Below are 19368 nucleotides of genomic sequence, written 5' to 3' on the forward strand. Positions count from 1 at the left end.
ATGAAGGCCGACGCCATCAACGACATCGCCGCCCGCCATCCGGATGCGTTCCGACGCCCCTTATGGAAGCGCTATGCCGCCCCGTTCGGCGTCCTTTTGTGCATTCTCTATACCTTTTACTGCTGGTGGTTCTTTTCGATAGGCATCGTTCTCGAAAAGGCGAACTGGAACCTGGCCGGCGCCTATCTCGCCGACTGGGTGTCTTACGAAATCCGCCCGGACATCGAGTTCAAGGACGATTATCTGACCATCGACTACTCTCGTTTCTCCAAGCTGGGATCCAATCCAAATCCCGACTGGGTGATCAAACGGATTGCTGCGATCGAGCGGCGGGGCGACGCCGCACCAGCACCGGCGATGGCCACTGACAAGTCATCGCAGGGCTCTTTCATGGCGCCTGGCGCGCCAACCGCCGAGAACCCTGCACCCTCGCCAGACAAATCGGTTCCGGCTGCGCCCAAAACGGTCCGCGAAAAGGCCGTCGTGGCGGCGACCGTCGTCCTTGGAAGCGGCCAGATTGCCATTACGCCAAATCTTGTCACTGTGACGCGCGGCGCCGAAAGCGTCATCTTTGACATTGCCAAGGACAGGTCTGTCACGCCGCGCACGCCGCTGCCCTACTGGATAGAGCAACGCAAGGCAGGTTCGACAGCCTATGTTTCGTTCGGATTTTTGGGCCGCGCCGAAGTGCAAAACGACGAGGTGATCGCCTGGAGGCGGTTTTTCGGTTGGGCCAATTTTGTGTTTGACACGAATTCCCCATTCTGGGGAAAATCGTTCGGCGAGGTCGCTTCACTGATCGTTTCCGGGGAACGCATCGACCCGTCACGATCAAACGCGGCGCTTGCCTGGGACAACATCCTCTACAACGCCGAGTGGCAGCACGGCGACGTGTGGCTGAAGCTTCTGCAAACCATAGTCATGGCTTTTGTCGGCACGGTGTTGGCCTCGGTCGTCGCCTTTCCGCTCGCTTTCCTGGCTGCGCGCAACATCACCCCGAGTTGGATGGCCAACCAGGCGACAAAACGCTTCTTCGATTTCCTGCGGTCTGTCGACATGCTGATCTGGGCGCTGTTCTTCACCCGCGGCTTCGGCCCGGGACCACTGGCCGGCATGTCGGCGATCTTCTTCACCGACACCGGAACCCTGGGCAAACTCTATTCCGAGGCGCTGGAAAACATCGACGACAAGCAGCGCGAGGGAATCCGCTCGGTTGGCGCGACGCCGGCGATGGTGCAACGCTATGGCGTGCTGCCTCAGGTTCTGCCGGTGTTCCTTAGCCAATCCCTCTATTTCTGGGAATCGAACACGCGCTCGGCGACAATCATCGGCGCTGTCGGCGCCGGCGGCATCGGCCTGAAATTGTGGGAGGCCATGCGCACCAACACCAACTGGGCCAATGTTTTCTACATGGTTCTGTTGATCCTGCTTGTCGTTTTTATCTTCGACAACATCTCCAACTATCTCCGTCGCAAACTTATGGGGACCGTCGGAAACGGCAACGACGAGCGGCCCCAGCGCACGCCCACCCGCCCGCTGCCGGCGGCTCAGATCGTCTGAGAGGGAAAGGGCTTCGCTGCGTCTCCGGCACCAGCCTTCTTCCACCCATTCCGGATATGCTTGTAACCATCGCGATAAACCGCTTCCGGGCTCTCGGAAAAATCGCGCCATACCTTGGTCGCCGCCGCCAGATCCTTGAGCGAGCGCCCAAACGCCTCGATGGTCAGCCAGTCGTCATAGCCGCTCTTGCGGATGGCGGAAAACGTCTCGGCCCACGGAATGTTGCCGCGCCCAGGAACGCCGCGGTCGTTCTCGGAAATGTGGATATGGACGACGTTCCTGCGGTTGCGCGTATAGGCGCCGATCGGGTCGGCCTCCTCGATATTGGCATGGAACGTGTCGTACATCGCCTTGATGTGCGGCCGGTCGATCACGTCGACATGCTCCGACAGATCATCCATCGTGTTCAGCAGATAGCATTCGAAGCGGTTGAGCGCTTCGAGCCCGATGGTGACGCCCCTCTTGCCGGCATGGTCGCCGATAGCGCGCTGCGAGGAGACCGAGCGCTTCTTCTCCGCCGCCGTCGGGCCGCTGCCGGAGAAGGCGCCGAGCGTCGAATGCAGCGGGCCGCTCAATCTGTCGGCGCCAAGCGCCTCACTGCAGTCGATCGCCCATTTCATGTAGTCGATCCCGGCCCTGCAGGTCGCGGCGTCAGGCGAGATCAGGTTCATCGCCGGATCGCCCATCGCCGAGACCGCGGTGCGCTCCAGCCCGATGCGATCGAGCAGTTCGCCGAGCTTTTTGTAGTCGTCAGGCGCGCCGGAAAACACCGGTATCTCGACGCCGTCGAAGCCGGTCGCCTTGATGTCCCTGAGCAGCGCCTCGTGCTTCCTCGAGACGCTGGTCGTCCACAAGAACATGCACATGCCGATTTTCATCGACACCCTCCCCGAAATTTCGCGACAAGGGGTATCGAGATTCAGGTCAGGCCGAGCCGAGAATGGCGGGTCCGAGAACCGGAGCGGAGCGTACTTAAAGTACGTGAGCACCGGAAGCGCAGGAGCCTGCCATTCGCAGGCCGGCATCACCTGAATATCGACATCCCTTAAAGCTTGGTCCACGCTCCATTCTTCTTCGACGACTTCACGCAGGCCTCGATGAAGGCCATGCCTTCGACGCCGTCCTCGATGGTCGGGAAGACGACATCCTTAGCCGGCTTGCCGCCTTTCTTGCGCGCGGCGCGGATGGCGCGGGCCGCCTCCTGGTAGATGTTGGCGAAGCCTTCGAGATAGCCCTCAGGATGGCCCGACGGAACGCGGCTGACGCGCCCGGCAACCGGCAGCGCGCCGGCACCGTTGCGGGTGAGCAACTGCTTCGGCTGGCCGAACGGCGTGTACCAAAGATAGTTCGGATCGGCCTGCACCCATTCCAGTCCGCCCTTCGAGCCGTAGATGCGCAGCTTCAGCCCGTTCTCGTGGCCAGGCGCCACCTGGCTCGCCCATATCATGCCCTTGGCCGGATGCGCCTTGCCGACCGGCTTGAAGCGCAGCATGACGTTGACATTGTCGTCGAGCTGGCGGCCCGGCACGAAGGCGTCGAGATCGGCCGACAGCGCGTCGAGCTCCAGCCCCGAGACGAAGCGCGCCAGATTGTAGGCATGCGTGCCGATATCGCCGAGCGCGCCGCCGGCGCCCGCCTGCTTGGGATCGGAGCGCCATGCCGCCTGCTTCTGGCCGGTGGCGGCAAGGTCCTCGGTCAGCCAGTCCTGCGGATATTCCGACTGCACGATGCGGATATCGCCGAGCTGCCCCTTGGCCACCATCTCGCGCGCCTGCCGGATCATCGGATAGGCGGTGTAATTGTGCGTCAGCACGAACACCTTGCCGGTCTTTTCGACCACCGCCGCCAGCTTCTTTGCTTCGGCCAGCGTCGTTGCCAGCGGCTTGTCGCAGATGACGTGGATGCCGGCTTCGAGAAAGGCCTTGGCCGCCGGCACATGCACGTTGTTGGGGGTGACGATCGCCACCGCCTCGATGCCATCGGGCCGCTTGGCTTCGGCCTTGGCCATCTCGGCGAAGGAGCCGTAGCTGCGTGCCGGATCGAGCCCGAGCTCGGCGGCCGAAGCCTTGGCACGCGCCGGATTCGCCGACAGCGCGCCGGCGACCAGCACAAAGTCATTGTCCATGCGCGCCGCGATCCGGTGCACCGCGCCGATGAAAGCGCCTTGGCCGCCGCCGACCATACCGTAGCGGATCGGGCCGCCTCCCGTTTCCGACTTCGATGCGCCGACCATTTTTGTCTCCCTCGTGTGAGATACCCCTCCCCCTCGAGGGGAGGGTGGCCCGAAGGGCCGGGTGGGGTCGGTTCATGCCGAGCTCTACGCCCAGCGACCCCACCCCGATCCGCTCCGCGGATCGACCCTCCCCTCGAGGGGGAGGGAAGACCGCGCTAGATTCCCATCATGGCGCGAAGCGCCTTCTTGTCGGTCGCGCCGCCGGCGAAATCATCGAACGCCTTTTCCGTCACCCTTATGATGTGGTGCTGGATGAAGGGCGCGCCTTCGGCGGCGCCATCCTCCGGATGCTTCAGGCAGCATTCCCATTCCAGCACCGCCCACGAATCATAGCCGTACTGGGTGAGCTTGGAAAAGATGCCGCCGAAATCCACCTGCCCGTCGCCGAGCGAGCGAAACCGCCCGGCCCGGTTGGTCCAGCTCTGGTAGCCGGAATAGACGCCTTGCCGTCCCGTCGGGTTGAACTCAGCATCCTTGGCGTGGAACGCCTTGATCCGCTCGTGGTAGATGTCGATGAATTCGAGATAGTCGAGCTGCTGCAGCAGGAAATGCGACGGATCGTAATTGATGTTGCAGCGCTTGTGGCCACCCACCGCGTCGAGGAACATCTCGAAAGTGGCGCCGTCGAACACATCCTCGCCCGGATGAATCTCGTAGCCGATGTCGACTCCGTTCTCGTCATAGACGTCGAGGATCGGCTTCCAGCGCTTGCCGAGCTCGGCGAAGGCTTCCTCGATCAGGCCTGCAGGCCGCTGCGGCCACGGATAGAGGTACGGGAAAGCTAACGCTCCGGAGAAGGAGACCGAGGCCTTCAGGCCCAGATTCCTCGACGCCTTGGCGCCGAACTTCATCTGCTCGACCGCCCATTTCTGCCGGGCTTTCGGATTGTTGTGCACCGCGGCCGGCGCGAAGCCGTCGAACTGCGCGTCATAGGCCGGATGCACCGCCACCAATTGCCCTTGCAGATGCGTCGACAGTTCGGTGATCTCGACACCGGCGTCCGCGCAGATGCCTTTCACCTCGTCGCAATAGGCCTTGGAGGAGGCCGCCTTCTTGAGGTCGAAAAGCCGCCCGTCCCAGGTCGGAATCTGCACGCCCTTGTAGCCGAGGCCGGCAGCCCATTTGGTGATCGAGGGAAGTGAATTGAACGGCGCGGCATCGCCCGCGAACTGCGCCAGAAACAGACCGGGACCCTTCATCGTCGACGGCATCGGCATCCTCCCTCTCTCATGTCACGACCAAGCATAGCGCCGATTGGAAGCAGGGCCAGCCCGTTTGATGTTTTCCCGCAGACACTTGTTTGTGTCGCCATTCTGGTATTACCAAATATGGCCAGCCGGTCAAGCGGCGGAACGCACCGCAGAGGGATCGGCGGTCATCACAAACTGTGAAAATATGTTAATTTAATCAATGGAATAGACGACACGATGAGTTGCCGCTCGCGACTTCTTGCCGTTCATGGGAATTTGCTGTAGACCTGCCTTCAGGCCCAATTGGTCGAACCAGTTCGTCAAAAAACACTGGAACGCCCGTGGGGAGGAATCATGCGGCGGGCCTCGCTGGCGGATGCCGCGGGAAACGTGGCAGGCGAATTCTGGGAAGGATAGACCATGCATCTTTCGACGCACAACTGGATGCGGGCGGAGCCGTTGGAAACGACGCTGAAGCGCATCAAGAAATTCGGCTATGAGTCGATCGAGATTTCCGGCGAGCCCGAGCAATACAAGACCAAGGAGACGAGGGCGCTCTTGAAGGAGCACGGCATCCGCTGCTGGGGCGCCGTCACGCTGATGCTGGGCGAGCGCAACCTTGCCGCCAAGGACCAGGGCCAGCGCGAGCGCTCGGTTCAATACGTCAAGGACGTGCTCACCATGATCAGCGAGCTCGACGGCGAGATCATCACGCTGGTTCCCGCCACCGTCGGCAAGGTGGTGCCCGACGGCACCGAGGAGGAGGAGTGGACGTGGGTGGTCGACGCCACCAGGGAATGCTTCACCCACGCCAAGAAGGTCGGTGTCAAGATCGCGGTCGAGCCGCTCAACCGCTTCGAGACCTATCTGTTCAACCGCGGCGCCCAGGCTTTGGCGCTGGCCGATGCGGTAAGCCCCGAATGCGGCGTCTGCCTCGACGCCTATCACATCCACATGGAAGAATTTAACGTCTATGACGCCATCCGCCAGGTCGGCAAGCGCCTGTTCGACTTCCACGTCGCCGACAACAACCGCTTCGCCGCCGGCCTCGGCCAGATCGACTGGCCGAAGATCGTGCGCACACTGAAGGAAGTCGGCTATGACGGCGCGCTGACCAACGAGTTCGTCGCGCCCGTCGACCGCACGCCGGCCGCACCCTATCCCGAAATGGTCGAGCGCCACCCGGTCGACATCTCCCCCGAACAGCTGAAGTTCATCCAGGACCACGGCTCCAGCGTGCTGACGGAGAAATTCTATACCGACCAGATGCGCATCACCGCCGAAACGCTGCTGCCGCTGATCAAGTAGCCGCTCCGACTGGGAATGAGCCCTTCCGCCCGGCCGGCGGCGGGGCCGGGGAAGAACATGCGCATCAAGACGGTCCAGGCATGGTGGGTTCGCATACCGATCGAAGTCGCGCGGCAGCATCGCAGCGACTTCGGCCAGGTGACGACGTTCGATGCCACCATCCTGCGTATCGAGACCGATGACGGTCTCGTCGGCTGGGGCGAAGGCAAGAACGCCGCCGGCAGCGCCGGCAGCTACGGCGCGCTCGTCCATATGCTGAACCACGAGGTCGCCCCGCAGCTGATCGGCCGCGACCCGGCCGACATCGGCGTCATCTGGGAGATGCTTTACAACGGCGTGCGCCACGAGACCGCAGCCCACGCCGGCCACGCCATGCCGCAACTGGCGCGACGCGGCATGAGCATCGCCGCGATCAGCGCCGTCGACATCGCGCTCTGGGACATTCTCGGCAAGTCGCTGGGACAGCCGGTCTGGCGGCTGCTCGGCGGCCGCAAAGTCGAGCGCATGCAGGCCTATGCGTCCGGCGGCTGGGCTGCCGCCGACGCCATCGGCGACCAGCTCAAATCCTACATCGCCAAGGGCGGCTTCAAGGCGCTGAAGATGCGCATCGGCGCCATGGACGGCGCCCCGCACATCTCCGCCGCCCGCGTCCGCGCCGCAAGGCAGGCGCTCGGCCCCGGTATCGAACTGATGGTCGACGCGCATGGCACCTATACGGTCGCCGAAGCGAAGCGCTTCATGCATCTCACCGGTGACCTCGACCTCGCCTGGTTCGAGGAGCCGGTGATTGCCGACGACAAGCCCGGCATGGCCGAGGTGCGCGCCAGCGGCTCCATCCCGATCGCCACCGGCGAAAGCGAGGCGACGCGCTATGCCTTCCGCGATCTCGCCGTGCTCAAATCCGCCGACATCTTCCAGCCGGATCCGGCCTTTTGCGGAGGCATCAGCGAGGCGATGAAGATCGGCACCATCGCCAGCGCCTTCAATCTGCGCTTTGCGCCACATCTGTGGGCCGGCGCGCCCTGCTTCTTTGCCGGGCTGCATGTCTGCGCTGCTTCGCCGGCGAGCTTCACCGTCGAATATTCGCTCGGCGCCAACCCGATGATCCATGATCTTATCGAAGAGACTGTCGAAGCTAAGGACGGTATGATAGCGATCCCTGAAAAGCCTGGTTTGGGGTTCACTCTTTCGGAACGATTCCTGGAGGCGCACGCGCAACGCTGCTGACGATGAAAGAAAAGAACCTTCTCGCCGAACTCGCCGCCTATCTGTTCTCCAATTCGGACAAGGAGACAGGCCGCACCCCGTCGGAACGTGAACTGGCGGAGCATTTCGGCGTCAGCCGCGGCCAGATCCGCGAGGCGCTGGCCATCCTCGAAGCTATGCGCATCGTCGAGCGCCGCGCCAAATCCGGCATCTATGTCGATACCAAGCAGGCGAGCGTGGAAGCGCTGGCGCTTTTTGCGCGCGCCGGCCTGCCTCTCGATCCGATCCAGATCTACGAGACGGTCGAATTGCGCAAGATCCATGAGATCAAGGCCGCCGAGCTTGCCTGTTCGCGCGCCACCGAAGAGAATTTCGAGCGGCTGCGCGAGATCCTGAAGGCCTCGGAAGAACGCATCGCCGCCGGCGAGGGCCTCGCCAAGGAAGACCGCGAATTCCATCTCGAGATCGTGCGAGCCACCAAGAACGGCATCTTCCACAACATCTGCAGCGTCTATTATCTGATGGGCGAGTTGCGCCTGCCGATCTATTTCAACGATCTCGAACGCAGCGTGCGCTCGCATGCCGAGCACATCCAGATCTACGAGGCGCTGCTGCGCCGTGACGGCAATCTCGCCCAGGCGCTGATGAGCGCCCATCTGCAGGGCGCGGAGAGCTATTGGAAAGGCCTGATCGGCGGCAAGGCGGCCGAGCCTCCGAGCCCGGTGCTCGAAAAGGCCTGACGCAGAAGATGCCCAAGATCCTGTCGACCCATCCGCTGCACCCGCGCGCCACGGCCATGCTGGCCGGGGCCGGCAGGCTCGTCGTCGCCTCCGCCCTCGAAGCCAGGACGCTCGCCAACGAAGCCAAGGATGCCGACATCGTCATTGTCCGCGCGCCTCTGCCGCCCGCTCTTTTCGAAGGTGCTGCGAAGCTGCGCGCCGCGATCCGCCACGGCGCCGGCCTCGACATGATCCCGATGGACGCGGCGACGGCGGCCGGCGTGCTGGTGGCGAATGTGCCGGCGGTCAATGCGCGCTCGGTCGCCGAGCACGTGATGTTCGTGACGCTGGCCCTCTTTCGACGCTTTCGCATGGTCGACCGCGATCTGCGCGCAAAAGGCTGGCTCGCCGGCCGCGAGCACGCCAACGCCAACAGCGAACTCGCCGGCAAGACGATCGGCATTGTCGGCCTCGGCGCCGTCGGCCAGGCGGTCGGCCACATCGCCGCGCACGGCTTCGATCTCAACGTGGTGGCGACGACGCGCAGCATGCGGCCGGCGCCCGATCGAGTCGGCTTCCTGTCGATCGATGCGCTGGTCGAGCAGAGCGACATCATCGTTCTGTGCTGCCCGCTGACCGACGAGACGCGCGGCCTGATCAGCCGCGAGCGCATCGCCCGCATGAAGCCGCATGCCTTGCTGATCAACGTCTCGCGCGGGCCGGTGGTCGACGATGACGCGCTGATCGAGGCCTTGCAGAAGGGACGCATCGGCGGCGCGGCGCTCGATGTGTTTGCGACGCAGCCGCTGTCGGCGAGCCATCCCTATTTCGGCTTCGACAATGTCATTATCACCCCGCACATGGCCGGGATCACCGAGGAATCGATGATGCGCATGGGCGTCGGCGCCGCCGGCGAAGCCTTGCTGGTGCTGGCCAACAAGATGCCGGTCAATCTGCGCAATCCGGAAGTGGTACAACAATACCGACGGCGGTTTCCGGTCGACGCCTAAACGCGATGAGCCTTTGGGGTGCGGAAATGGTCGCACCAAGGGGTGCCTCAATTTTCTCGAATTCGGTGGCGACGGTGGCCGTCATGTCCAGCGCAGCCGTCCGATTTCTTGCCTTGATCATCAGCGTCTGCGCAACGACGCAGGCTTTCGCTGACGGACAGCACAGCTACGTGTTCTGTGACAACGGCCTGCGCTGCGTGGTGGCGCCCTGCCCCTCGAACAGCGCGCTCGACCTCGCCACCGGCAAGATCGTCAAGGGCGTGTCGATCGACATCGAGGGGCTGCCGCAGGAAGACAAGGCACTCGATCTCTCGGACAAGCTTTATGCCGGCAAGCTCGTCGTTGTCGGCTCCATCGAGAATCGGACCGAGACCCATCACGGCCAGCAATACACGCTGCCGACTTTGGTCGCGACCGGCATCGAGCGTGCGTCGAGGGAAAGCGAACGCAGCCATTGTTCGGCCCGCTGAAAGCGTCAGCCCGCGATCTCACCCTATGGACGGCCAAGCAGCGCCTCGACGGCCGCTGCGAAGCGGAAAAGATGATGGTCATGGCCGCTGCGCGCCATCAGCATCAGGCCGGCGGGTCGCGCCGTTCCCGGCATCGGCAGCGAGATGGCGCAAAGGTCGAACTGGTTGGCGACCTGGGTATTGCGCAGCAGCAGCCCTTCCGCCCTGCCGCGCAGCGCTTCGTCGCTGGCCATCGAGACGATCGACGGCGCAACGATTGGCGTCGTCGGCGAGGCGAGCACATCGATAGACGCCAGCCGCTCCTCCATGGCGGCGGCCAACGCCTTCCGGCGCCGGATCGTCCTCATATAGACCGACGCGGGAACGGCGAGCGCCCGCGACAAGGGTCCGCTGACGTGTGGGTCGACCGGCACCGATGCGCCCGTCGTAAGCCAGTCGGCATGGATTTCGGCGCCTTCCATCGCAGCGATCGTGCCCCGCTTGGTCGCCGCGCGCATGTCTGCCAGCAAATCGTCGATCGACAGGTCCGCGATCCGTGCGCCGGCCAGTTCGACCTTGCGAAGGCACTGATCGAACGCTGTCGCCACCTGACCTTCCGTCTCCTCGAACAGCACGCCGCGCGGAATGCCGACACGCAGGCCGGCAAGTGATGCCGGAACCAGTAAGGCGGGTTCCTCACCGGCCATCACCGCGTCGGCAGCGGCGCATTGGGCGACGCTGCGGGCGAGTGGCCCGATGGAATCCAGGGTCGTCGACAACGGAAACGCGCCGTCGCGCGGCACGCGCCGCGCCGTCGGCTTGAACCCGACAACACCGTTGAGCGATGCCGGAATGCGCACCGAGCCGCCTGTATCGGAGCCGATCGAGATCTCGCTCGTGCCTTCCCCCACCGCAACGCCGGCGCCGGACGACGAGCCGCCCGGGATCAGGCTGGCGTCGGTCGCATTACCGGGCGTGCCGTAGTGCAGGTTGTCGCCGATCGCGGTGAAGGCGAATTCGGTCATGTTGGTCTTGCCGAGGATGACGGCGCCAGCCTGTCGCAGCCGCCGCACGATGGCCGCATCGCGCGGCGCCGGCGACGCTGTCCTCAGCATGTCTGAACCAGCCGTGGTCGGCTCGCCGGCGACATCGAACAGGTCCTTGATCGAGACGATCATGCCGTCGAGCGGCCCAAGCGTCACGCCGGCCTTCCGGCGGGCGTCGGCGGCATCGGCAGCCGCGCGCGCCACTTCCTGGTAGAGTCTTGTGAAGACGCGCTCGTCGCCGGCGCGGGCGGCGAGACGCGACAGGATAACTTCAAGACGATCGCGTGCTGATGGCATGTCGCTGTCGGATTCCGGAAGGCTGCAACGTCTTTCAGGCAGAGGCCAGCATCAGGCCTGCGAGAGAGAGGCATAGCCCGGCGGCGGCAAGTTTGCACCTGCCGGACCGAAGGAAAGGGAAAAAACGATGGTCTACAAAGGCAGCTGTCATTGCCGCAAGGTGGCGTTCGAGGTCGAAGGCGGTTTGTCCGCGGCCGTGCGATGCAATTGCTCGATCTGCGCCCGCAAAGGCGCGCTGCTGTGGGCCGTGTCGCATGATAGGCTGCGCCTGGTTGCCTGGGGCGACGACCTCGGCCGGTATACGTTCGGCAGGGGCGCCATCGCGCATCGCTTCTGCCGGAGTTGCGGCATCCACCCTTTCGCCGAGGACGTCAGCGAAGGCAGCGAGCGCAGCGCCTACGTCAACATCAACTGCCTCGACGATCTGGATCTGGCCGCGGTGGAGGTCTTCGATTTCGACGGCCGGTTGGCCTGAACTCAGCGGTATCCCGTCGCGTCGGCCGGCTTTCCGGCATCCTGGACTTCCGGAACGTAGCGCCAGGCATCCGGGCGTGAGCCGTCGAGATCGGTAAAGCCATAGACCCGCGCCAGCCCGCCGCTCGACAGCGACTGCCCGTTCCAGCGCGAACGCTCGGGATCCGCGGCCAGTGCCGCAATCGCGCGGCCAATGAAGCGCGGGGTCTCCGAGATGATGAAGTGCGGCACCTTCGCGGTCGCGTCGCGCCAGTTCTCTTCGGTGACACCGAACGCCTCCAGCATCATTTCGGACCGCAACCAGCCCGGCGTCAGGCAAACCGACGTTGCGCCATGCGGGGCGAGATCCTTGGCGTGCGCCCATGCCATGCGCGTCGCCGCCACCTTGGCAAGGTCATAGAAAGGCGACAGCCGGTAGTGGTCGGCATTGTATTCGGCGGTGCCGTCGGTGACCTCGACATGCAGTCCGCCCGGCCGCTCGATCATCAACGGCAGCGCATGGTGCGCGGTGATCAGATGCGTGTCGATCGCCAGGCGCAGCAGGCGCAAGCCGTTGTCGAGATTGTGCTCCCAGACCGGCTTGTTCCACTCGAACAGTTTTTCGCCGCCCCACAGGTCGTTGACCAGGATATCGAGGCGGCCCTGTTCGGCGCGGATGCGCTCGACCAGCCTGCGCACATCGTCCGCTATGAGATGGTCGACCTGAACGGCGATGCCCTTGCCGCCTTGCGCCGTCACCAGTTCCGCCGTTTCCTCGATGGTCTCCAGACGGCCATAGTCGGACTGCTGGGTTCGTGTCGTCCGCCCGGTGACATAGACGGTGGCGCCGGCCGCACCGAGTTCGACCGCTATGCCACGGCCCGCGCCGCGCGTGGCGCCGGCGACAAGGGCGACTTTTCCTTCAGGCGTCATGAAACCCTCCCAAAAAGCAACTCATCGGACTGGCTTTCATCTCTTCAGTCATTTATAAATGATCATTCGTTTATAATTGGATGTCAAGATGACCCGGCCAAAAACCCAACCCGACGAGCAGGTGCTGGAGGCTGCGTACCGGCTGATCCATTCCGATGGCCCGGAAGCGCTGACCTTCGAGCGGCTGGCGCAAGCATGTGGCCTTTCAGGGTCGACGCTGGTGCAGCGTTTCAAGAGCAAGGCACAGCTGAAGCAACGCACCTTGCTTTTCGCCTGGGATGGGCTCGACCGGAAAACCGAGGACCTCGCCCGCTCGGTTCCGAAGACTCCAGCCGGGGCTATCCAGTTGCTGGTCGCCTTGTCCAAGGGCTACGGCGACATCGAATCCTATGCCGAAGGTCTGCTCGTCCTGCGCGAGGATCTGCGCGATCCGGTGCTGCGGGCGCGCGGCGCCAGCTGGAAGGCGGTGCTCAGCAAGGTGCTCGCCGGCTGCTTCGCCGACGTGCCCGACATGCCGCAAGACATCGGCCTGCTGATGGCATCCCACTGGCAGGGCTCGCTGCTGTGGTGGAGCTTCGACCCCGATAGGGAGCTGACCGCCTATGTCGAGCACAGCCTGAAGCGTTTCGTGGCGGCGATTTCAGCCCGAAACCCGTAGCCGGGTATCGGGCCGATCGATGCGGAAGGCGTCGAGCGTCAACAGTTGACCTAGCTTGCGCGCTTCGGGCCGAGCAGGAAGGCAACCAGCGCCGCCAGCAGCGTCGCCGTTCCGCAATAGGCAAAGGCGCTGGCAACGCCGGCGTGATCGACCAGCAACCCGCCAAACACCGCGCCCAGCGCGATCGCCACCTGGAACGTCGCGACCATCAGCCCGCCGGCGCTCTCGGCCTGGTCGGGCGCGGCGCGCACCAGCCAGGTCTGCAAGCCGACCGGCACGGCGCCGAAGGCAAAGCCCCAAGCGGTGACCGCGATTGCCGCCGTCACCGGCGAGGCGCCGAGCGTGAGCAGCACGAGAGCCGACAAGGCGATGAGCAGGGGCGCCAGGCCGACCGCTGTCTTGAGGCTGCGCTCGGCCATGAAGCCGCCGGCGAAATTGCCGAAGAAGCCGCCAATGCCATAGGCCAGAAGCACGAGCGAGATGGTCTCGATCGGCAGGACGGGAACCTGCTCCAGATAGGGGCGCACATAGGTGAAGCCGGCAAAGTGCCCCGAGGCGACCAGCAGCACGACCAGAAGCGCTACCCGGATCATCGGCCGCTTCAGCACCTCCAGCAAGGTACCGAAACTTGCCACGCCGGCCGGCGGCAGCTTTGGAAGCGTTGCGATCTGCACCAGCAGCGCCAGCGCGCCGACGATCGCCGCGATCATGAAGGCGGTCCGCCAGCCCCAGACATCGCCGACATAGGCGCCGACCGGGGCCGCGGTGACGGTAGCGACCGAAACGCCGGTGAGGATGATCGACATGGCGCGCGGCATCAGCCGCATCGGCACCAGCCTCATCGCCATCGCCGCCGACATCGACCAGAAGCCGCCGAGGGCGACGCCAAGAACGACGCGGGCCGCAAGCAGCACAGGGAGCGACGACGCGAAGGCCGCGAGCAGGTTCGAGACGATCAGCAGCACCGTCAGCCCCCACATGACCAGCCTGCGGTCGAGCCGCTTGGTGACGATGGCCATGGTCGGCGCGGCGATCGCCCCGACGACGGCCGTCGCCGTCACCGCTTGGCCGGCCGCACCTTCGGTGATGCCGAGATCCTGCGCCAGCCGCGTCAGCAGGCTGGCGGGCAGGAATTCGGCGGTCACCAGGCCGAACACGCCGAGTGCCAGCGACACCACCGCCCCCCACGCCGGCTCGGTGCGTTCTTCGGTTTCGGAAGAGTCGAGAACAGTGGCGTCGATGACGCCTGCGGCGGGCTCGGTCATGATGGATCTCCGGTCTGGTTGCAGCGCAACATTTGGCTGCAATGCAACATAGGGAGTGACCATCTGGAGTTTCCATGCTAGAAACACCGGAATGAATTACAATTCGTCCAAAACTGCGCTGCCGGGTTCCGGCGATCCACTCAGCGACATGCTGCGCGGCCTGCGTCTCGATGGCGTCGACTATGGCCGCTGTGTCCTCGGTGAGCCGTGGGCTGTCTCCTTCCCTGCCCAGAAGGCGGCGCGCTTCCACTTCATCGGCCAGCAGGGCTGCTGGCTGTTCTCGCCGGCGAAGGAATGGATCGAACTGACGGTGGGCGACGCGCTGCTGATCCCGCGCGGCGACGAGCACATCCTGGCCAGCGCCCCGGGCGTGCCCGCCGTGCCGATCGGCCGCTACAGCATCGAACCGGTGTGCGAGAACATCTACGACGTCTCGAACGAGTGCGGCGGCCCCAAGACATTGCTGTTCTGCGGCAGCATGCATTTCAATCTCGACGGATCGCATCCTTTGCTGGACATGATGCCCGACCTGATGCGCGCCCATGAGCTGATGGCGAATGCGCCGGGCATCCAGCATCTGCTCGATGCGATGGCCGGCGAGGTGACGATGGACCGGGTCGGATCGGGCGGCATTCTGGCGCGCCTTGCCGATGTGCTCGCCGCCACGATCATCCGCTCCTGGGTGGAGAATGGCTGCGGCGACGCCACCGGTTGGATCGCCGCGGTCAGAAATCCGGATGTCGGCAAGGTGCTCGCCGCCATTCACCTGCAGCCGGACCGCGACTGGACGGTCGAAGCGCTCGCGCGGACAATGGGGGCATCGCGCTCCGCCTTCGCCCAGCGTTTCGCCACCGTGGTCGGCGAGACGCCGGCCAAATATGTCCTGCGCGTGCGCATGCACCAGGCGCGGCAATGGCTGGCCCGCGACGGTATGAGAGTATCCGTCGCGGCGGCGAAATTGGGTTACGATTCGGAAGCGTCCTTCAGCCGCGCCTTCAAGCGGGTCATGGGCATAGCGCCAAGCCATTTGCGTAACAACGGCGGCGACATAGAGCCCTGATGGAAGCCCGGCCCGCGCGGCCAGTTGCTGGCCTGGAGGAATTGCCAAATCTTTTGGACGGAGCGTCATTGCCCGGCGACGTCTCGCGAATAATCTGGCCGGCGGAGGAACCCGCTATGGCCAGACGCTCTGCATTGTTTGCCCTCGCCGCCCTGTCCTTCATTCCGGGACGGGCATTTGCCCTTGAAGACAGCTACCTGCCGGCCGACAAGATCCCCTATGTCGCCGAAGTGCCCGACCAGCCGCATCGGCTCGGGCCGCTATGGGGCGAACGGGCCAAGGGCCCGGCGGGCACGTTGCTCAAGGTTCCCGGCAACTGGCGGGCGCCGGTTCATGCGCACACCGCGGACTATCGCGCGGTGGTCATAAAGGGGCTCTGGGCGCACTGGCAGATGGACGGCGGCGAAGCGACCAAGGTCGAGCTTTCCCCGGGATCCTACTGGACCCAGAAGGCCAATGAGATGCACGACGATGCGTGCCTGTCAGACACCGAGTGCGTGATCCTTTTGATCAACGATACGCCCTACGAGACCTACTTCCCGAAATAGCGGCCGGTCGGCGAAACAGTCGCGCAAAGCAGCAAACTAACTTGCGTGCCGCAAGCTCACGCCGCTGCCCTTGTCGAACAGCACCACCTTGTCCGGGTTCCACGCGAACCGCACCGGTTGCTCGATCTCGACATCGGTCCTCGCCGGCACTGTGGCACGCAGCATCGTGTCGCCGACCCTGAGCGTCAGGATCTTCTCGACGCCATGGTTCTCGACATCATGCACCCGCGCCTCGACCGGCGCACCGCTCTCCAGATAGACGTCCTCGGGACGGATGCCGAAGACGAGCGGGCGACCGTCGGTCGCACCGCCCGTGTTTAACCCCCAAGAAGTCCTGGCTCCACCTGAGAACGGCAGTTCGAAATTCATCGGCGCCATCACCGCGCGGTTGTCGACCAGCCTGCCCTCGATCAGGTTCATCGGCGGCGAGCCGACGAAGCTTGCCACATAGGTGTCGCGCGGATTGTTGTAGATCTCCTGCGGCGTGCCGGTCTGGACGATGCGGCCATGGTTGAGCACGCCGACCTTGTCGCCCATCGACATCGCCTCGATCTGGTCGTGCGTCACGAACAGGAAGGTGGCGCCAAGCTGCATCTGCAGGTTCTTCAGCTCTGTACGCAGCGCCTCGCGCAGCTTGGCGTCGAGCGCCGACAGCGGCTCGTCCATCAGGAACACGCGCGGCTTGCGTACGATCGCGCGGCCAATGGAAACGCGCTGCATCTCGCCGCCCGAGAGCCGGTCGGTCTTGCGGTCGAGCAGATGCTCGATGCGCAGCGTCCTGGCCGCGCGGTCGACGCGATCCTTGATCTCGGCATCGGGCAGCCGGCGGATCTTCGGCTTCAGCGGGAATTCGAGGTTCTCGCGCACCGTGTAGCGCGGATAGAGCGAATATTGCTGCAGCACCAGCGCCACGTCGCGCTCGGCCGCACCCCAGTCGGCGACATCGACGCCGTCGATGAAGACCTGGCCTTCGCTCGGCTTCTCGAGACCCGCGATCATGCGCAGCGTCGTCGTCTTGCCGGCGCCGGTCTCGCCGAGCAGCACGAAGAACTCGCCGTCGGCGATGTCTAGATTGAGCCCGGTGAGCGCGGTGTGATTGCCGAAGCTCTTCGAGATGTTTTTCAGCTGGATATGGGCCATCAGAGTCTCACCCCAAGCGACTTGCCGCTCGCCACGTCGAAGAAATGCGCCTGCGTCGGGTCGATCCTGGCGAAGACCTTCTCGCCGGGTCCGCTGACGAAGCCGCTCTTGGTGCGCGCACGCATCATCTCGGAGCCGACCTTGATGTCGACGATGTCGAAGGATCCGAGCGGCTCAACGATCTGCGTCTCGACCGGCAGGAAGCCTTCCGCTGCCTCATGGCGCACGATCACCCCTTCCGGCCGGATGCCGAGTGCGAGCTTGCCGCCGGCATGACCGTTGAGCTTCGACAAAAGCGCGCGCGGGAACTCGAAGCCGCTGGTCGCGTCACCGACCGTGACCGAGGCGGCCGAAGCCTTTTCCGTGACCGAGGCCTCGGCGACATTCATCACCGGGCTGCCGACGAACTGCGCCACGAACAGATTGGCCGGTTGCGAATAGACCTCGTCCGGCGATCCGACCTGCTGCAACACGCCCTCATGCATGATGACGATGCGGTCGGCGAGGCTCATCGCCTCGATCTGGTCGTGGGTGACGTAGATGCTGGTCGAGCCTTGCTTGATATGCAGCCGCTTGATCTCGGCCCGCATCTCTTCGCGCAGCTTGGCGTCGAGCGCGCCGATCGGCTCGTCCATCAGCATCGCCTTCGGCCGCCGCACCAGCGCCCGGCCGATGGCGACGCGCTGCATGTCGCCACCCGACAGCGCCGACGGTTTCTTCGCCAACAGATCGGAGATCTGCAGCGTCTTGGCGACCGAGCGCACTTCCTGGTCGATCTCGGCCTTGCTCTTGCGCGTTGCCCTGAGCGGAAAGGCGATGTTCTCGTAGACGCTCATATGCGGATAGAGCGAGAACGACTGGAAGACCATGGCGATGTCGCGGTCGGCAGCCTTGAGGTGCTGCACCGGCTTGCCGTCGATCAGGATGTCGCCGCCGTCGATCGTCTCCAGGCCGGCAATGGCGCGCAGCGTCGTCGTCTTGCCGCATCCCGACTGGCCGAGCAGCACGATGAACTCGTTGTCGTCGATCTTGAGGTTGAGGTCCTTGATGACCTGGACGGCGCCGAAATATTTCTGCACGCCGCGAAGCTCGATCTGGGTCAATGCGGTGCTCCCGGATTTCGCGCTTGCGCATCTGCGCCATGACCGGTGCCGGCCTCTTCCTCCGGCGCGATCTTCGACGTGATGTTGAAGCCGATCAGCCCGATCAGGATGATGGTCACGCCATAGCTGTGCAGCAGCATGTTCCAGGGCTGGCAGAGCGCGATGATGCCGAGCACCATCAGGATCTGCGAGCCGGGTTCCAGGTATTTCTGGTTGATGGCGCGAAAGCTCATTTGCGGATCGCTCCGAACGACATGCCGCGCAAGAGATGGTTGCGGAGCATGAAGGTGAAGATCGCGACCGGCAGCAGGAACAGGAAGGTTCCAGCAGCGATCACCGTCCAGTCCGGCAGGCCGGAGCCGATCTGGCTGGGGATGAAGGGCGGTGCTGTCTGGGCACGGCGGCTGGTCATGATCAGTGCGAAGGCATATTCGTTCCACGCCGTGATAAAGCAGAAGACGGCGGTGGCGGCGATGCCGGTGGCGGCCTCGGGCAGCACGATCTTGAAGAAGGCCTCCATGCGCGTATAGCCATCGACGAGCGCCGCCTCCTCATATTCCTTCGGGATCTCGTCCATGAAGCCTTTCATCAGCCAGACCGAGAAGGACAGGTTGAAGGCGGTGTAGAGGATGATCAGGCCGAGATGGGAATCGTTGAGCCCGACCGCCCGGTACATCAGGAACATCGGGATCGCGACGACCACCGGCGGCAGCATACGCGTCGACAGGATGAAGAAGAGCAGGTCCGCCTCCCCCTTCACCCTGAAGCGCGAGAAGCCGTAGGCGGTGAAGGTGCCCATGCCGACCGCCAGTACCGTCGAGGTTATGGCCACGATCAACGAGTTCATGAAGCGGCTCGGATAGCCGGACCACTGCACCTGGCCCTTGCCGTCACGCACGATCTTTTCGCCGCCGTCGAAGACGACGCGCTCCCACCAGGGAGCGGCTGCATACTCCTCCGGCGACGCCGCGTTGCGCATCTGCGAGCGCTTGGCGAACAGCTTGACGAAGGGCGATATTTCCGGCTGGAAGACGACCGTCGGGGGGATAGTGGTGGCGAGATTGCGCGGCTTGAACGCCGTCGAGGCAATCCAGTAGATCGGCGCAAGGAAGATGATCGTCACCACCAGCACCGCGACGATTGCCGCACGGTTGAAGCCGATCTCGGAAGAAGTGCGCACGGCAGCCATC

Annotated in this window: 20 protein-coding genes; 10 read left to right on the plus strand and 10 right to left on the minus strand. The window is 64.2% G+C overall.

From position 1 onward, the window contains the following. Positions 1 to 1560 (plus strand): phosphonate ABC transporter, permease protein PhnE, encoded by a 1560-nt coding sequence (gene phnE / locus ACSQ3Z_RS23210; protein ID WP_436173586.1) that lies wholly within the window; start codon positions 1 to 3, stop codon positions 1558 to 1560. Here phnE and ACSQ3Z_RS23215 read toward each other — a convergent pair. From ACSQ3Z_RS23215 to ACSQ3Z_RS23225, 3 genes are all read right to left on the minus strand, one after another. Then, positions 1548 to 2438: a sugar phosphate isomerase/epimerase family protein gene (locus tag ACSQ3Z_RS23215; RefSeq protein ID WP_436173587.1), complete on the minus strand. Its 891-nt coding sequence runs from the start codon at positions 2436 to 2438 to the stop codon at positions 1548 to 1550. The genes phnE and ACSQ3Z_RS23215 overlap by 13 nt on opposite strands. A gap of 167 nt (positions 2439 to 2605) precedes the next feature. Further along, a complete protein-coding gene (locus tag ACSQ3Z_RS23220; RefSeq protein WP_436173588.1) occupies positions 2606 to 3793 on the minus strand; it encodes a Gfo/Idh/MocA family protein in 1188 nt (395 codons plus the stop codon). A 155-nt stretch (positions 3794 to 3948) separates the two neighbouring features. Beyond that, a complete protein-coding gene (locus tag ACSQ3Z_RS23225; protein ID WP_436173589.1) occupies positions 3949 to 5004 on the minus strand; it encodes a sugar phosphate isomerase/epimerase family protein in 1056 nt (351 codons plus the stop codon). Between the two features lie 399 nt (positions 5005 to 5403). Here ACSQ3Z_RS23225 and ACSQ3Z_RS23230 point away from each other — a divergent pair, with 399 nt between their 5' ends. The 5 genes from ACSQ3Z_RS23230 to ACSQ3Z_RS23250 all read left to right on the plus strand — a co-directional run bounded on the left by ACSQ3Z_RS23230 (position 5404) and on the right by ACSQ3Z_RS23250 (position 9696). After that, positions 5404 to 6291 (plus strand): sugar phosphate isomerase/epimerase family protein, encoded by an 888-nt coding sequence (locus ACSQ3Z_RS23230; RefSeq protein WP_436173590.1) that lies wholly within the window; start codon positions 5404 to 5406, stop codon positions 6289 to 6291. 57 nt (positions 6292 to 6348) lie between these two features. Then, positions 6349 to 7518, plus strand: a complete 1170-nt coding sequence (locus tag ACSQ3Z_RS23235) for a mandelate racemase/muconate lactonizing enzyme family protein (RefSeq protein WP_436173591.1) — start codon at positions 6349 to 6351, stop codon at positions 7516 to 7518. A 2-nt stretch (positions 7519 to 7520) separates the two neighbouring features. Then, positions 7521 to 8237 (plus strand): FadR/GntR family transcriptional regulator, encoded by a 717-nt coding sequence (locus ACSQ3Z_RS23240; RefSeq protein ID WP_436173592.1) that lies wholly within the window; start codon positions 7521 to 7523, stop codon positions 8235 to 8237. 8 nt (positions 8238 to 8245) lie between these two features. Further along, complete coding sequence (locus ACSQ3Z_RS23245) at positions 8246 to 9226, plus strand: hydroxyacid dehydrogenase (protein WP_436173593.1); 981 nt, start codon at positions 8246 to 8248, stop codon at positions 9224 to 9226. An 83-nt stretch (positions 9227 to 9309) separates the two neighbouring features. Continuing rightward, positions 9310 to 9696 (plus strand): hypothetical protein, encoded by a 387-nt coding sequence (locus ACSQ3Z_RS23250; RefSeq protein ID WP_436173594.1) that lies wholly within the window; start codon positions 9310 to 9312, stop codon positions 9694 to 9696. A 23-nt stretch (positions 9697 to 9719) separates the two neighbouring features. Here the strand turns inward: ACSQ3Z_RS23250 and ACSQ3Z_RS23255 are convergent, their stop codons facing one another. Further along, positions 9720 to 11018, minus strand: coding sequence for an amidase (locus ACSQ3Z_RS23255; protein WP_436173595.1), 1299 nt, complete (start codon positions 11016 to 11018; stop codon positions 9720 to 9722). Between the two features lie 127 nt (positions 11019 to 11145). Between ACSQ3Z_RS23255 and ACSQ3Z_RS23260 the strand changes: the two genes are divergently transcribed. Beyond that, the gene (locus ACSQ3Z_RS23260) at positions 11146 to 11493 is read left to right on the plus strand and encodes a GFA family protein (protein WP_436173596.1); all 348 of its coding nucleotides are present in this window, start codon (positions 11146 to 11148) and stop codon (positions 11491 to 11493) included. Positions 11494 to 11495: 2 nt separating this feature from the next. Here ACSQ3Z_RS23260 and ACSQ3Z_RS23265 read toward each other — a convergent pair whose 3' ends face one another. Further along, positions 11496 to 12404, minus strand: a complete 909-nt coding sequence (locus tag ACSQ3Z_RS23265) for an SDR family oxidoreductase (protein ID WP_436173597.1) — start codon at positions 12402 to 12404, stop codon at positions 11496 to 11498. Positions 12405 to 12492: 88 nt separating this feature from the next. Between ACSQ3Z_RS23265 and ACSQ3Z_RS23270 the strand changes: the two genes are divergently transcribed. Continuing rightward, entirely contained in the window at positions 12493 to 13062 is a 570-nt protein-coding gene (locus ACSQ3Z_RS23270; protein WP_436173598.1) for a TetR/AcrR family transcriptional regulator, read from the plus strand. Between the two features lie 50 nt (positions 13063 to 13112). Here ACSQ3Z_RS23270 and ACSQ3Z_RS23275 read toward each other — a convergent pair whose 3' ends face one another. After that, a complete protein-coding gene (locus tag ACSQ3Z_RS23275; RefSeq protein WP_436173599.1) occupies positions 13113 to 14327 on the minus strand; it encodes an MFS transporter in 1215 nt (404 codons plus the stop codon). Between the two features lie 91 nt (positions 14328 to 14418). On the opposite strand from ACSQ3Z_RS23275, the gene ACSQ3Z_RS23280 reads away from it, so the two are divergent. Both ACSQ3Z_RS23280 and ACSQ3Z_RS23285 read left to right on the plus strand, forming a co-directional pair. Then, positions 14419 to 15387 carry an AraC family transcriptional regulator gene (locus tag ACSQ3Z_RS23280; protein WP_436173600.1) on the plus strand — a complete coding sequence of 323 codons (969 nt, stop codon included), beginning with the start codon at positions 14419 to 14421 and terminating at the stop codon, positions 15385 to 15387. A 116-nt stretch (positions 15388 to 15503) separates the two neighbouring features. Then, on the plus strand, positions 15504 to 15935 hold the full coding sequence (locus tag ACSQ3Z_RS23285; RefSeq protein WP_436173601.1) for a DUF4437 domain-containing protein: 432 nt from the start codon (positions 15504 to 15506) through the stop codon (positions 15933 to 15935). A gap of 36 nt (positions 15936 to 15971) precedes the next feature. On the opposite strand, the gene ACSQ3Z_RS23290 is transcribed toward ACSQ3Z_RS23285, so the two are convergent. From ACSQ3Z_RS23290 to ACSQ3Z_RS23305, 4 genes are read right to left on the minus strand one after another with little or no spacing between them, the layout of a single operon-like run. Continuing rightward, entirely contained in the window at positions 15972 to 17075 is a 1104-nt protein-coding gene (locus ACSQ3Z_RS23290) for an ABC transporter ATP-binding protein (protein ID WP_436173602.1), read from the minus strand. Then, positions 17075 to 18178 (minus strand): ABC transporter ATP-binding protein, encoded by a 1104-nt coding sequence (locus ACSQ3Z_RS23295; protein ID WP_436173603.1) that lies wholly within the window; start codon positions 18176 to 18178, stop codon positions 17075 to 17077. Before ACSQ3Z_RS23295 ends, ACSQ3Z_RS23290 begins: the two co-directional genes overlap by 1 nt. Beyond that, complete coding sequence (locus ACSQ3Z_RS23300; protein WP_436173604.1) at positions 18175 to 18411, minus strand: hypothetical protein; 237 nt, start codon at positions 18409 to 18411, stop codon at positions 18175 to 18177. Before ACSQ3Z_RS23300 ends, ACSQ3Z_RS23295 begins: the two co-directional genes overlap by 4 nt. After that, positions 18408 to 19367 (minus strand): carbohydrate ABC transporter permease, encoded by a 960-nt coding sequence (locus ACSQ3Z_RS23305; RefSeq protein ID WP_436173605.1) that lies wholly within the window; start codon positions 19365 to 19367, stop codon positions 18408 to 18410. Before ACSQ3Z_RS23305 ends, ACSQ3Z_RS23300 begins: the two co-directional genes overlap by 4 nt. Between the last annotated feature and the right edge of the window lies 1 nt (position 19368).

The sequence above is a fragment of the Mesorhizobium sp. LjNodule214 genome (assembly GCF_964252735.1).
Taxonomy (GTDB): domain Bacteria; phylum Pseudomonadota; class Alphaproteobacteria; order Rhizobiales; family Rhizobiaceae; genus Mesorhizobium.